This window comes from Bacillus cereus group sp. Bc031, from assembly GCF_027716265.1.
In the GTDB taxonomy this organism is placed as follows: Bacteria; Bacillota; Bacilli; order Bacillales; family Bacillaceae_G; genus Bacillus_A; species Bacillus_A paranthracis.
The window spans coordinates 65911-79064 of record NZ_JAQFUL010000010.1 but is presented as its reverse complement, the minus strand read 5'-3'; the positions used below and the strand labels follow the sequence as shown (position 1 = coordinate 79064).

The window sequence follows — 13154 nt, the reverse complement described above, 5'->3', positions numbered from 1 at the left end:
TCGGAAGAGTAAAGCTTGAACGCATTCTTACATGTAAGAATGCGTTTTTCTATATGAAAACACTCGTAAATTAGAATATTATGGATAAATATGACATGCTTAATTTTACCTGCACTTTTTGCCGAATGCTGATACAATAAAGGATGTTACTATTTAGTAGAAAGAGTGGTAAGCATGTTAGATTGGATGAAAAAGCTGTTTAACAAAGAGGAAGAACAAACAGCGATGAATAAAGAAGTACAAAAGCAAGTTGAAAGTCAGCCGAAAATTCCTCGTGTAAACCACTACACTGAAGCAAGAGAAGCACAAATGGCAAGTAGGAATGCAGGTAAATGCCGTTTTCCATTAGTACCGGATAATGGGTTCGATGAAGAGGATGTTATAGAAACAGGGCGTTTTGAAGAACAACCTGTTCAAGCTGTAACATATGAGAATCAGCCTATTCAAAGAGGAATCAAAGTGGAAAGAAGCAGACGACAGTATGTGGAGAAGGTAGTTTCTACATATGAAGAGCCGGAAATACAATATGAACCGGAGCGAGAGCCTGTCGTAAAGAAAGCATCTACACCAGCGCAAGAAAGTAACCGTAGACCATTTCGTCCAACAGAAATGATTTCGCCAATTTACGGATATAACCGTCCTTCAGTAGAGAAAAAGGAAGAAAAGCAGGAGGAAGTAAAGGAAAGAGAAGACCTTGAAATATCTGTAGAGGGCAAATCAGTCGTTGATGCATGGTTAGAGAAAAAAGGATATACATTATCTGATTTCTCAGAAGGACAAGCACCGACTTCTTCTAGTCATAGAGCTGCTAACGAGCAAGGAGAGCAACAATATGAAGAGAGTAAAAAGGAAGAAAAGTCAGTTGTTGATCAATGGCTAGAGAAAAACGGTTATGAAATCGAACGCCAAGAGCCTATAGTGGAAGAAAAAGAAGTGGTTCAAGAAATGAGTGCACCGCAGGAAGTTCCAGCGGCTGAATTACTTCATGAAACAATTGCTGAGCGCATGGAAGGTGCGAAGCAAGAAAGTGATGTAGTGGACAAAAACATTCTACAAGAGGAATTAGTAGATTCTAAAGTAGAGCACGAGGATACAATATTATCAGAAGAAATTAAACGTAGTACAGAAATAGAACAACCTACTATTGAAGTAGAAAAACAAGCACCAGAAGAATCAGTGATTGTCAAAGCAGAAGAAAAACTTGAAGAAACAATTGTTGTAGAAATACCAGAAGAAGTGGAAGTAATTGCGGAAACAGAAGAGTTAGAAGAAGTAGAAGTAATTGCAGAAACAGAAGAGTCAGAAGAAGTGGAAGTAATTGCGGAAACAGAAGAGTCAGAAGAAGTGGAAGTAATTGCAGAAACAGAAGAGTCAGAAGAAGTGGAAGTAATTGCAGAAACAGAAGAGTCAGAAGAAGTAGAAGTAATTGCGGAAACAGAAGAGCAAAAAGAAGTGGAAGTAATTGCGGAAACAGAAGCACTAGAAGAAGTGGAAGTAATTGCGGAAACAGAAGAGCAAGAAGAAGTAGAAGCAATTGAGGAAGCGGAAGAGCAAGAAGAAGTAGAAGCAATTGAGGAAGCGGAAGAGCAAGAAGAAGTAGAAGCAATTGAGGAAGTGGAAGAGCAAGAAGAAGTAGAAGCAATTGAGGAAGCGGAAGAGCGAAAAGAAGTAGAAGTAATTGCAGAAACAGAAGAGTCAGAAGAAGTGGAACCTGTAGTACTTGAGGAAACGCAGCAAGAAATGGTGTTAAATGAAGCAATTGAACAAAAGAATGAATTCATACATGTTGCTGAGGCTGATGAACAAACGAAAAAAGATGTTCAAAGCTTTGCGGATGTTTTAATTACAGAAGAACAATTAGTTGTAGAAGAAACACCGATTGTAGAAGAACAACCAGTTGCAGAAGAAACACCGATTGTAGAAGAGCAGCCAGTTGTAGAGGAAGCACCGGTCGCAGAAGAACAACCAGTTGTAGAAGAAACACCGGTCGCAGAAGAACAATTAGTTGTAGAAGAAACACCGGTCGCAGAAGAACAATCAGTTGTAGAAGAAGCACCGATTGTAGAAGAACAACCAGTTGTACAAAAAGAAGAACCAAAACGTGAGAAAAAGCGTCACGTACCATTTAATGTTGTTATGTTGAAACAAGATAGAGCGCGATTAATGGAAAGACATGCGTCTAGAACGAATGCAATGCAACCTTCTATGAGTGAACGAGTAGAGAATAAGCCTGTACATCAAGTAGAAGAACAGCCACAAGTGGAAGAAAAACCAATGCAGCAAGTAGTGGTAGAACCACAAGTGGAAGAAAAACCAATGCAGCAAGTAGTGGTAGAACCGCAAGTGGAAGAAAGACCAATGCAACAAGTAGTAGTGGAACCACAAGTGGAAGAAAAGCCAATGCAGCAAGTAGTGGAGCCACAAGTGCAGCCAGTACAACAAGTAGTGGCAGAGCAAGTACAAAAGCCAATTTCAAGTACGGAAGTAGAAGAGAAAGCATATGTTGTAAATCAAAGAGAGAATGATGTGCGCAATGTATTGCAAACGCCACCGACGTATACGATTCCATCATTAACATTACTATCGATTCCGCAGCAAGCAGCGTTAGATAATACGGAATGGTTGGAAGAACAGAAAGAATTATTAGATACAACGTTTAATAATTTCCACGTTGGCGCACATGTTATTAATGTATCGCAAGGTCCAGCAGTAACTCGTTTTGAAGTACAGCCAGACCCAGGTGTAAAAGTAAATAAAATTACAAACTTAAGTGATGATATTAAGCTAAGTTTAGCTGCGAAAGATATTCGTATTGAAGCGCCGATTCCAGGGAAGAGTGCGATTGGAATCGAAGTTCCCAATAAAGAAAGTAAGCCAGTATTTCTTCGTGAAATTTTAAGAAGTCCTGTGTTTACAAAGAGTGAATCACCGCTTACGGTTGCGCTTGGACTTGATATTTCAGGTGATCCAATTGTAACGGATATTCGAAAAATGCCACACGGACTTATTGCAGGTGCAACAGGTTCAGGTAAAAGTGTGTGTATTAACGCCATTTTAACGAGCATTTTATATAAAGCGAAACCACATGAAGTGAAGTTAATGTTAATCGATCCGAAGATGGTTGAGCTTGCACCATACAATTCTGTTCCACATCTTGTAGCACCTGTTATTACGGATGTAAAAGCAGCGACAGCTGCATTAAAATGGGCAGTTGAAGAAATGGAGCGCCGTTATGAATTATTTGCGCACGCAGGAGCTCGTGATTTAACTCGTTACAATACGATTGTAAGTGAGCGAGAAATTCCGGGAGAGACATTACCTTATATCGTTATTGTCATTGACGAGCTAGCCGACTTAATGATGGTAGCACCTGGTGATGTTGAGGAAGCGATTTGTCGTATTGCGCAAAAAGCACGTGCTTGTGGTATTCATTTATTAGTAGCGACGCAGCGTCCATCTGTAGATGTTATTACAGGTTTAATTAAGTCGAACATTCCAACGCGTATTGCGTTTACTGTATCATCTCAAGTTGATTCGCGTACGATTATTGATATTGGGGGCGCGGAGAAATTACTTGGCCGTGGTGATATGTTATTCTTAGGGAACGGTACGTCTAAGCCAGTTCGTGTACAAGGTGTATATGTATCGGATGATGAGATTGAAAAGACAGTTGATCATGTGAAAAAGCAAATGAAGCCGAATTACTTATTTAAGCAAGAGGATTTATTAGCGAAAACAGAACAGGCTGAGTCGGAAGACGAATTGTTCCTTGATGCATGTCAATTTGTTGTAGAACAAGGGGGAGCGTCCACATCTTCTGTACAGCGAAAATTCCGCATCGGTTATAATCGCGCGGCACGTCTCATTGAAGAGATGGAATCGCAAGGAATTATTTCTGAAGCAAGAGGAACGAAGCCAAGAGATGTCCTTATTTCTGAGGATGAATTTGCCGCTATGCAGGAAACAAATGTATAGTAAACGGTTTTGCTGTATACTAAGAGAAAATGTTGGATAGTAAAGTAGGGAGTAAAGCGACATGAAAGAAATTGAATTAAAATTAAAAGGTGAAATAAATAGACTAACAAATAAAACATTTAAATTTGACGAACGCGTTGGAGAAGGTTGGTTCTCTGCCGTTTACTTTTTAAAGACTAGAGAAATCATCGAAGAATTTCGCCCGAAAAGTGTTGTAACGATGCAATTTTTCCAAAAGGAAAATGCAGTTCTTTGCGGAACAGATGAAGTTATTGCATTGCTACAAACATTCGCTAAAAATCCTGAGGAACTTGAGATTAACTCTTTAAAAGATGGCGATAAAATTAGTCCATTTGAAACAGTGTTAACAATTCATGGTCCTTATGAAAATTTCGGATTTTTAGAAGGTGTTATTGATGGGATTTTAGCTCGTCGTACATCGGTTGCAACAAACGTATATAACGTTGTCCAAGCTGCGCGTAGCGTAGATAAAGAAAAACCAGTTATTTTCATGGGAGACCGTGATGATCATTATACACAACAAGCTGGTGACGGTTATGCAGCATACATCGGTGGTATGAGCGCACAAGCGACGCATGCGATGAATGAATGGTGGGGCAAAAGTGGTATGGGGACAATGCCTCACGCATTAATTCAAATGTTTAATGGTGATGTTGTGGAAGCGGCAAAAGCATATCATAAAAAATTCCCAGAAGATGAATTAGTTGTATTAATTGATTACAACAATGATGTCATTACAGATGCACTTCGCGTAGCACGTGAATTTGGATCAACATTAAAAGGTGTACGTGTAGATACGTCTCGCACGATGATTGATCAATACTTCATTCGCCACCCAGAAGTACTTGGAACATTCGATCCACGTGGTGTAAACCCATCGCTTGTATTCGCACTTCGTAAAGCACTTGATGAAGAAGGATTCCAGCATGTAGACATCGTTGTAACTGGTGGATTTGATGAGAAACGTATTCGTGAATTTGAAGCTCAAAACGTACCTGTTGATATATACGGAGTAGGAAGTAGCTTATTGAAAATGAATATTGGCTTTACTGGTGATAACGTAGAATTAAATGGAAAACCAGAGGCGAAAGCTGGTCGTAAATATCGTCCAAACCCACGTCTAGAACGTGTTCAATTAGAAAAAAGAGAAGATATGTAAGAGAGAGAAAAACTGATAGGTGATTGACCCTATCAGTTTTTCTGTTATCATAGTATAGCGGCTTTTTTTTTGCTATAATGGATTTGTTATGGACATAAAAAAGAAGTACGTACGAGTTTATCCTGATAAGTGAAGGGAAGAATAACTTCACTACATCAAAAATGTATGATGATTACCAAAATAAGAAAAGATTCATATACTGTCTTATAGATAGGCCGTTGTATTAGTTCGAAATGTTGGAGGTTCTTTAAGATGACAGTTTACCATTTTGTAGGAATTAAAGGAACAGGAATGAGTTCATTAGCGCAAATTCTTCATGACATGAAGCATACTGTTCAAGGGTCTGATTATGAAAAGCGTTTCTTTACACAAACAGCGTTGGAAAAGCGTAGTATCTCGATTCTTCCTTTTGATAAAAGTAATGTAAAAGAAGGACAAGTGATTATTGCGGGAAATGCATTTCCTGATACGCATGAAGAAATCGTAGCAGCAAAAGAATTAAACATCCCAGTACATCGTTACCATCACTTCTTAGGTGACCTTATGAACCAATACACAAGTGTTGCTGTAACTGGTGCACATGGAAAAACATCAACAACTGGTTTGTTAGCCCATGTAATGCAAGGTGCACACCCTACATCTTACCTTATTGGAGATGGAACAGGGCATGGGGTAGAAAATAGTAAGTATTTTGTATTTGAAGCTTGTGAGTATCGTCGTCATTTCTTGTCTTACAATCCAGACTATGCGATTATGACAAACATTGATTTTGATCATCCAGATTATTTCACAGATATCAATGATGTATTCAGTGCATTCCAAGAGATGGCATTGCAAGTGAAAAAAGGCATTATTGCATGTGGAGATGATGAAGAACTTCAAAAAATTCAAGCGAAAGTACCTGTTATTTTCTATGGATTTGGAGAAGATAATGATTTCCAAGCACGTAACATTCAAAAGAGAACAGATGGTACTATTTTCGATGTATTCGTTCGTAATACGTACTATGACACGTTCAAAATTACAGGATACGGCAATCACAGCGTATTAAATGCATTAGCAGTAATCGCGCTTTGCCATTATGAAAATGTTGATGTAGAAGCAGTTAAGCATCAGTTAACAACTTTTGAAGGCGTAAAACGTCGCTTTAATGAGAAGCCGATGGGAGAGCAAGTTATTATTGATGACTACGCACACCATCCGACAGAAATTAATGCAACGATTGAAGCCGCTCGTCAAAAACATCCAGAGCGTGAAATTGTCGCTGTATTCCAGCCGCATACATTCTCACGTACAGAAAAGTTCTTAGATGAGTTCGCTGAAAGCCTAAGCAAAGCTGATCAAGTATACTTATGTGATATTTTCGGATCAGCGCGCGAAAACAAAGGTGAATTAACAATCGAAGATCTGCAAAAGCGTATTGACGGTGCAGAATTAATTACAGATACAACAACGGATGTATTAAAGAAACATAAAAACGGCGTTCTCATTTTCATGGGCGCAGGAGACATCCAAAAATTCGAAGCAGCTTACGTAAAAGAAGTTCAAGTTGCAGAGAAGTAATAGAAAAGACGCATAGCGGTGGCTGTGCGTCTTTTTTGTTGTGTTAGATATATGTTAAAAAGCGTTGATATGTTGGTGCGTATTGTTCTTTTTATAGTTTTGTTTTAAGAAAACGATATATAGTAAACTAAAAAGTACATATCCAATTAAATAATAGAATGAAAACAGATCGAATTGTTTTGTTATCATAATTCGAATCGCGAAAAATCCAAATGGAAGGGCAATTAAAACGCTAGTACTAAAGGAAATAACTGTTTTTAAAAACTTTAATTGACTTGTATTCCAATGATTTTCTCTACAAATAAACCAAATGTTGCTCGCGATAAAGGCTAGTAAAAATGGCAAGCAAGCTGAAATGTTGATAAAACCAAGTACAATCGGTATTGATAGAGCGCCAAGTGGAGCAATTGAAAATCCTGTAAAGTATTTAATAAATGTATTCGTAGATTGCTGTGCTTTTTCAATCACATCTGTATATTCTACTGCAATTTCCTTTGCTAGTTCTTTTGGAGGAAGAAATTCTGCAATCACTTGTGAAGGGATGCTTGCTGATGGTATCCCTTCACTTTCTTTACGTAATGCATTTTCGTATAAATCAGATTTAATTTCTAGCACATGTTGTTCGCGTGCTGATGTAGGTAAATTCATTAAACCTTTGTGAAAATCGTGTAAGAAAGAAGCTATGAGTTCATTTGAAAAGAATTGTTCTTTGTTCATCTTTTATCTTCTCCTTTAGCTAGTAACATTAGAGCTTGATACACGGCATCATAATCATGTAAGCGACTATGTAAAATTTCTCTCCCTTCGTCTGTAATGCGATAGTATTTTCTTTTTGGGCCATCACCAGACTCTTCCCAATAGGAAACAGCCCATTTGTTTTTCGTGATTCGATTTAATATAGGATAAATCGAGCCATTGGGGATATGAAATACAGGGATTTCTTGTAATGCACTTGTAATTTCGTATCCGTACATAGGTTGTTTACTTATTAAGGACAAAATAGCGAGATCAAAAACACCTTTACGTAATTGAATTATAAAATTATCATTTTTTTCCATACTTTAACTATATATGATTCATATCTAGATATCAATCATATATAGTGGATTTTTATTTCTGTATTGACCTAGAGCTAACTCTAGGTTGTAAGATGAATATGTAAAAACAAGGGGGAGAAAACATGTATAAAATCGGTGAAGTAGCAGAATTAACAGGGATGGGTATTCATACTTTGCGTTACTATGAGAAATTAGGATTATTACCACCACCAACGCGAAATAGCGGGATTCGTCAATATACAGAAGGTGATGTGCGCCTATTAAAATTTTTATGTTCATTAAAACAAACTGGAATGTCATTAGAAGAGATGGCTGAGTTTGCAAGTGATGGATGCATTATAGAGGAAATTAGGCAGAGGAAAGAGGAAGTGCCAGCGAAAGTAAAAAAGAGAATTTCAATTTTGACAAATCACTTAGAAAGGTTAAAAGAACAGCAAGAACAATTGCAAAAGGTTGTCCAACTAACAGAAGAAAAGTTAGAAGTTTATTACGGTTTTCTAGAAGGAAAAGACTTGGAGGCCGACAATGAAAAATAAAGTATATGCGCAGTTATTAGGATTTGCAATATTTACTGGTGGGACATTTAATGCTTCGAAATATGCGGTGCAGTATTTCGAAGCGATTCATATAGCGGCATGGCGTTTTGGGATTGCTGCATTTGTGATGTTATGTCTGTTAAAAATACGAAAAGATTTTGAGGTAGAGGTATGGATGCAGAATAGGGTCTATTACTTTTTGTTAGGTATTGTTGGTGTATTCGGCTTTAACTTCTTTTTCTTTTTAGGAATGAAACATACAGAAGCTATTAATGGTGCACTTATTATGGCAACAAATCCGCTCGTTACAACGTTATTAGCAAGTGTCATTTTACGAGAGAAAATAGTGAAGCACCAAGGTATTGGAATGTTACTTGCACTACTTGGTGTTGTTTTTGTGCTTACACAAGGCTCGTTTACCGCACTACAAAATTTATCATTTTCAAAAGGGGATTTTTATATTTTATTAGGGAATATTTGCTGGGCGTTATACGGTGTGCTAGGCAGAAGGTTTATTAAAACTGGTAATCCAATACAAACGACGACATATACGATGACTATTGGTGCACTTGCCTTTATTATCATATCTTCTACACAAAAAAGTATAGTACCAGTTTTAGAAATTCCTTTGTTGGCATGGGGAGCGATTCTCTTTATGGCAATTGGAATGAGTGTGCTTGGTTACTTATGGTGGAATAATGGAATTGCTCAAATTGGTGCAGCAAGGACATCTTTATTTTTTAATCTAGTGCCTGTTGTTACAATACTTATTTCTTTTATTGAAGGAGTCAATATAACATCTGCACAATCTGTAGGAATGATATTAGTTATTACGGGAGTATCGTATTCTTCTGGTTTTATACAAAGAAAATCAAAAGAAAGTGTTAATATTTAACTTTTTACATCTAAAAATGTTAGAATAATAAGAAAACTAAAAAGGGGACTAAAAAATATGTTCACACTCCGAGTAGATGACGAAATCGAACTACAATTACTAGAAAAACATCATAAAGAGGAACTATATCAATTAATAAATCAAAACCGTAACCATTTAAGAAGATGGCTTCCTTGGGTAGATGGGACGAAATCTGCTGATGCTTATAATGAGATTTGTCCGATGTGGTTAAAGAAGTTTGCAGAGGGAGACGGTTTTGAAAGTGGTATACGTTATAAAGGAAAGCTCGTTGGGATGGTAGGTATTCATCCAGTGAGCTGGGGGAAGAAAGCGGCGAGTCTTGGATATTATCTTGCAGAAGATGCTGGCGGGAAAGGTATTATGACGCGTAGCGTGAAGGCTGTACTTCACTATGCATTTGAGAATTTAAAATTAAATAAAATGGAAATTAGATGCGGTGTTGAAAATGTGAAAAGCCGCGCTATTCCAGAACGTTTAGGGTTTAAGTTAGATGGTGTTTTAAGAGATGAAGAATGGTTATACGATCATTTTCATGATGTGGCAGTATATAGTTTACTAGCTTCAGAGTGGAAGGAGATTCGATGAACGAGAAGATACGCATTATTCCGTATGAAAGTACGTTTCAAGATGAAGTAGTAGATCTTATCGTTCATATTCAGCAAAAAGAGTACAATGTCCCCATTATGAAAGAAGAGCAGCCGGACCTGCTTGAAATAGAAACATTTTATCAAAGGAATCATGGCAACTTTTGGGTAGCAATTTATGATGGTAAAGTAGTTGGAACAGTAGCTTTATTAGATATTGGGAATCATCAAGTAGCGTTAAGAAAAATGTTCGTAAAAAAAGAATTTCGGGGAAAAGAGTGGGGTGCATCACATAAGTTGCTCCAAACAGCAATTTCGTGGGCTGAGAATAAAAAGCTGAAGGATATTTACTTAGGAACGACAGTGAAATTTTTAGCGGCGCATCGCTTTTATGAAAAGAATGGTTTTGAAAGTGTGAGTATAGATGAGTTGCCAAAAAGTTTTCCAGTGTTGCAGGTGGATAAGAAATTTTATAGATATATTGTTTAAGAAGGTCATGTAGAAATGGTCTTTTTTTATGAACTAAAATGGAAAAAGTGGTATAATTTAGGTTAGGGGGTGCGTGTATGAACTTTCCGATTCAAAGAAGTAAGTCAGTAGTCATTTTCGTTTGTCTCACGTTAGCTTTTATGTTTGTGTATCCACTCGTCATGATTGTCGCAAATAAAGAGCAGTGGATGACAGCGTTAATTGGGATGAGTTTATGCTTCCTTGTTAATGTACCACTCGTTTGGGAAGTATTTATTAAAAAGCATAAAGTAGAAGATGGTGTATTAAAGTACGGTATTTTAAATGATGATATTGTATTAAAAGATATAAGAGTTGTTCGTCAAGTTGGAAACTACCTTGAAATTACGACGAATGCATACAAAGTACATATGGTTGCGATGCCGCAACATATGACTGAATTTTTGGCACTTATTGAGAAAGAGAATCCACATGTGAAAATAGAAATGGTAGGGAAGAAATAAAATATGTAAAACCTTTGTTTTGCTTGGAAATATTATTTGTACTTGTTGGTTGCACTAGAGTATATATGAAATGGGATCTGCCTTTATATGTTCCTATATTGATTGGTACTATTGCAGTGGCGCTTTTGTATTATTTTCACTTCCAGCAAACAAAAAGTGAGAAAAGTAGCTCAATATAGAGTGAAGATAAAAAACGCTCGGAAAAAATCCCGAGCGTTTTTCATTATTTTAAGTTCTCTGGATTTAAAGCTTCTAATTCAGGTACAACGAAGCGTCCGTCTTTACGGATTAGTACGTCGTCGAAGTAAATTTCGCCGCCGCCGTATTCAGGGCGTTGGATGCATACTAAATCCCAGTGAATGTTCGAGTTGTTACCGTTCCATGCATCGTCGTAAGCTTGTCCAGGAGTGAAGTGGAAGCTGCCATCGATTTTTTCATCGAATAGGATGTCTCCCATTGGATGTAAGATGTATGGGTTTACGCCAATTGCGAACTCACCAACGTAGCGTGCGCCTTCGTCTGTATCGAAGATTTTGTTAATGCGTTCTGAATCGTTTGCAGTTGCTTCAACGATTTGGCCGTTCTCGAACTTAAGTTGTACATTTTCAAATGTATAACCGTTGTAAGGAGATGGCGTGTTGTAAGAAACTGTACCGTTAACAGAATCACGAACTGGTGCAGAGTATACTTCACCGTCTGGAATGTTTAAATGACCTGAGCATTTAATTGCTGGAATGTCTTTAATAGAGAATGTTAAGTCAGTTCCAGGTCCAGTTAGGCGCACTTTATCTGTTTTATTCATTAATGTAACAAGGCTATCCATCGCCTTATCCATTTTACCGTAGTCTAAGTTACATACTTCGAAGTAGAAGTCTTCGAAAGCTTCTGTGCTCATTTTCGCAAGCTGTGCCATAGAAGCATTTGGGTAGCGAAGAACAACCCAGCGTGTTTTTGGAACGCGAATGTCTCTATGAACTTTCTTACCAACTGTTTGACCGTGAATTTGCATTCTTTCACTTGGCACGTCAGCTTGTTCGTTAATGTTATCGCCAGAGCGAAGACCGATATAAGCGTCCATATCTTTCATTACGCTTGCTTCATAGGCTGCGATTTGTTCAAAGTGTTCTTCAGTAGCACCCATTAATAAAGAGCGATCTACTTGATGATCTTTTAAAGAAACGAATGGGAAACCACCAGCTGCATATGCTTCTTTAACAAGTGCAGTTACAAGTTCTTTTTGTAAGCCAAAGTTTTCAATTAATACTTTTTCGCCTTTTTGTAAGCGAATAGAGTAGTTAATTAAATTGTATGCTAACTTTTCAATGCGTGGATCTTTCATATGTAAAGCCTCCCTACTAATTATGTATCCTCTCCTATTGTAACCTACTTAGTGGAATTTGTTGAATCATTTATGTTAAAGTTAACGAATAAGTATGAAAATTCTAATGGAAAGATAGGGATTAGAACGAAACGGAAAATGATTGTATAATAGGGGAAAGTATGAAAAAGATAAAGGAAGTGATGAAATGCAAGTTCTTTTATATGTAAGTGCAGCTATTATCGCGGTTGCTTTCGCTGTATTAGTAGTGTATGTATGCAGAACGTTGTTATCGGTTCAGAAGACGTTAGAAAACGTTGCAAGCACGTTAGAAGGTTTAGAAAAGCAAATGCAAGGGATTAGCGTAGAGACGGAGCAATTATTACATAAAACAAATGCGTTAGCTGATGACATTCAACAGAAGTCACAATCATTAAATAAAGTAGTATCGGGTGTAGATGGAATTGGAACGACAATCCATTCTTTAAATACGAAACTTCGTAATGTATCAGAGTCTGTTACGGATGAAATTGAAAATAATGCAGATAAAGTAGCGCAAGTTGTACAGTGGAGTAGCGCAGCAATTGAAGTATACAATCATTATCGTGCGACAAGACAAGAGAAAAAGGTTGAAAAAGAAGAACGTAAATTAGAAAGACTCGAGAAAAAAGCTGAAAAGAAAGAAAAGCGCTCTAGACTTCGTATGAGAGGTGAATCGTAATGAATATGACAAAACTTGAAACAATTGAAGAGCTTGAAGTACTAGTAGAAAAAAACGAGCCTTATGTTCTTTTTAAACATAGTACGACATGCCCGATTAGTCATGGTGCCTATACAGAATTTCAAGCTTATTGTAGTGAAGAAAGAGCGGTACCAGCGTATTACTTATACGTACAAGATGCGAGAGATGTTTCGAATCGTGTTGCAGAACAGTACAGCATTAAACATGAATCTCCGCAAGTGTTATACATAAAAGATGGGATGGTAGTATGGAATACGTCTCATTGGAACATTAAAAAAGATGCTTTAGAAGAGAATATTAAGTAAAAAGAA

At 37.3% G+C, this 13154-nt stretch carries 14 protein-coding genes; 11 read left to right on the top strand and 3 right to left on the bottom strand.

Going from position 1 to position 13154, the window contains the following annotated elements; all coding sequences use genetic code 11:
- Positions 1-174: 174 nt before the first annotated feature.
- The 3 genes from PDQ33_RS06440 (at position 175) to murC (ending at position 6718) form a co-directional block, all read left to right on the top strand.
- Entirely contained in the window at positions 175-3975 is a 3801-nt protein-coding gene (locus tag PDQ33_RS06440; protein WP_270755082.1) for a DNA translocase FtsK, read from the top strand.
- A 61-nt stretch (positions 3976-4036) separates the two neighbouring features.
- A complete protein-coding gene (locus tag PDQ33_RS06435; RefSeq protein WP_000658369.1) occupies positions 4037-5155 on the top strand; it encodes a nicotinate phosphoribosyltransferase in 1119 nt (372 codons plus the stop codon).
- Between the two features lie 252 nt (positions 5156-5407).
- Positions 5408-6718 carry a UDP-N-acetylmuramate--L-alanine ligase gene (gene murC, locus PDQ33_RS06430; RefSeq protein WP_000219470.1) on the top strand — a complete coding sequence of 437 codons (1311 nt, stop codon included), beginning with the start codon at positions 5408-5410 and terminating at the stop codon, positions 6716-6718.
- Between the two features lie 54 nt (positions 6719-6772).
- Here murC and PDQ33_RS06425 read toward each other — a convergent pair whose 3' ends face one another.
- On the bottom strand, positions 6773-7435 hold the full coding sequence (locus PDQ33_RS06425; RefSeq protein ID WP_061132035.1) for a hypothetical protein: 663 nt from the start codon (positions 7433-7435) through the stop codon (positions 6773-6775).
- The gene (locus tag PDQ33_RS06420) at positions 7432-7776 is read right to left on the bottom strand and encodes a PadR family transcriptional regulator (RefSeq protein WP_000414141.1); all 345 of its coding nucleotides are present in this window, start codon (positions 7774-7776) and stop codon (positions 7432-7434) included. Before PDQ33_RS06420 ends, PDQ33_RS06425 begins: the two co-directional genes overlap by 4 nt.
- A 122-nt stretch (positions 7777-7898) precedes the next feature.
- On the opposite strand from PDQ33_RS06420, the gene PDQ33_RS06415 reads away from it, so the two are divergent.
- The 6 genes from PDQ33_RS06415 (at position 7899) to PDQ33_RS06390 (ending at position 10962) form a co-directional block, all read left to right on the top strand.
- Positions 7899-8312 (top strand): MerR family transcriptional regulator, encoded by a 414-nt coding sequence (locus PDQ33_RS06415; protein ID WP_000276593.1) that lies wholly within the window; start codon positions 7899-7901, stop codon positions 8310-8312.
- A complete protein-coding gene (locus PDQ33_RS06410) occupies positions 8302-9207 on the top strand; it encodes a DMT family transporter (RefSeq protein WP_000792459.1) in 906 nt (301 codons plus the stop codon). The genes PDQ33_RS06415 and PDQ33_RS06410 overlap by 11 nt, the downstream gene beginning before the upstream one ends.
- A gap of 57 nt (positions 9208-9264) precedes the next feature.
- Complete coding sequence (locus tag PDQ33_RS06405) at positions 9265-9813, top strand: GNAT family N-acetyltransferase (RefSeq protein WP_000494674.1); 549 nt, start codon at positions 9265-9267, stop codon at positions 9811-9813.
- A complete protein-coding gene (locus PDQ33_RS06400; RefSeq protein WP_061132037.1) occupies positions 9810-10301 on the top strand; it encodes a GNAT family N-acetyltransferase in 492 nt (163 codons plus the stop codon). The genes PDQ33_RS06405 and PDQ33_RS06400 overlap by 4 nt, the downstream gene beginning before the upstream one ends.
- Positions 10302-10378: 77 nt before the next feature.
- Complete coding sequence (locus PDQ33_RS06395) at positions 10379-10783, top strand: PH domain-containing protein (RefSeq protein ID WP_061132038.1); 405 nt, start codon at positions 10379-10381, stop codon at positions 10781-10783.
- Entirely contained in the window at positions 10780-10962 is a 183-nt protein-coding gene (locus PDQ33_RS06390; RefSeq protein ID WP_000878351.1) for a hypothetical protein, read from the top strand. Before PDQ33_RS06395 ends, PDQ33_RS06390 begins: the two co-directional genes overlap by 4 nt.
- 44 nt (positions 10963-11006) lie before the next feature.
- On the opposite strand, the gene PDQ33_RS06385 is transcribed toward PDQ33_RS06390, so the two are convergent.
- Positions 11007-12122 (bottom strand): aminopeptidase, encoded by a 1116-nt coding sequence (locus PDQ33_RS06385; RefSeq protein ID WP_000654735.1) that lies wholly within the window; start codon positions 12120-12122, stop codon positions 11007-11009.
- A gap of 187 nt (positions 12123-12309) precedes the next feature.
- On the opposite strand from PDQ33_RS06385, the gene PDQ33_RS06380 reads away from it, so the two are divergent.
- Together PDQ33_RS06380 and ytxJ are read left to right on the top strand one after the other, a co-directional pair.
- The gene (locus PDQ33_RS06380) at positions 12310-12822 is read left to right on the top strand and encodes a DUF948 domain-containing protein (RefSeq protein WP_001197726.1); all 513 of its coding nucleotides are present in this window, start codon (positions 12310-12312) and stop codon (positions 12820-12822) included.
- A complete protein-coding gene (gene ytxJ, locus PDQ33_RS06375; protein ID WP_001057466.1) occupies positions 12822-13148 on the top strand; it encodes a bacillithiol system redox-active protein YtxJ in 327 nt (108 codons plus the stop codon). Before PDQ33_RS06380 ends, ytxJ begins: the two co-directional genes overlap by 1 nt.
- Positions 13149-13154 lie beyond the last annotated feature (6 nt).

Coding starts and splice junctions, on each gene's coding strand:
- PDQ33_RS06410 (WP_000792459.1), top strand. CDS start 8,302: ATGAAAAATAAAGTATATGCGCAGTTATTAGGATTTGCAATATTTACT.
- ytxJ (WP_001057466.1), top strand. CDS start 12,822: ATGAATATGACAAAACTTGAAACAATTGAAGAGCTTGAAGTACTAGTA.
- PDQ33_RS06380 (WP_001197726.1), top strand. CDS start 12,310: ATGCAAGTTCTTTTATATGTAAGTGCAGCTATTATCGCGGTTGCTTTC.
- PDQ33_RS06400 (WP_061132037.1), top strand. CDS start 9,810: ATGAACGAGAAGATACGCATTATTCCGTATGAAAGTACGTTTCAAGAT.
- PDQ33_RS06420 (WP_000414141.1), bottom strand. CDS start 7,776: ATGGAAAAAAATGATAATTTTATAATTCAATTACGTAAAGGTGTTTTT.
- PDQ33_RS06425 (WP_061132035.1), bottom strand. CDS start 7,435: ATGAACAAAGAACAATTCTTTTCAAATGAACTCATAGCTTCTTTCTTA.
- PDQ33_RS06415 (WP_000276593.1), top strand. CDS start 7,899: ATGTATAAAATCGGTGAAGTAGCAGAATTAACAGGGATGGGTATTCAT.
- murC (WP_000219470.1), top strand. CDS start 5,408: ATGACAGTTTACCATTTTGTAGGAATTAAAGGAACAGGAATGAGTTCA.
- PDQ33_RS06395 (WP_061132038.1), top strand. CDS start 10,379: ATGAACTTTCCGATTCAAAGAAGTAAGTCAGTAGTCATTTTCGTTTGT.
- PDQ33_RS06440 (WP_270755082.1), top strand. CDS start 175: ATGTTAGATTGGATGAAAAAGCTGTTTAACAAAGAGGAAGAACAAACA.
- PDQ33_RS06385 (WP_000654735.1), bottom strand. CDS start 12,122: ATGAAAGATCCACGCATTGAAAAGTTAGCATACAATTTAATTAACTAC.
- PDQ33_RS06435 (WP_000658369.1), top strand. CDS start 4,037: ATGAAAGAAATTGAATTAAAATTAAAAGGTGAAATAAATAGACTAACA.
- PDQ33_RS06405 (WP_000494674.1), top strand. CDS start 9,265: ATGTTCACACTCCGAGTAGATGACGAAATCGAACTACAATTACTAGAA.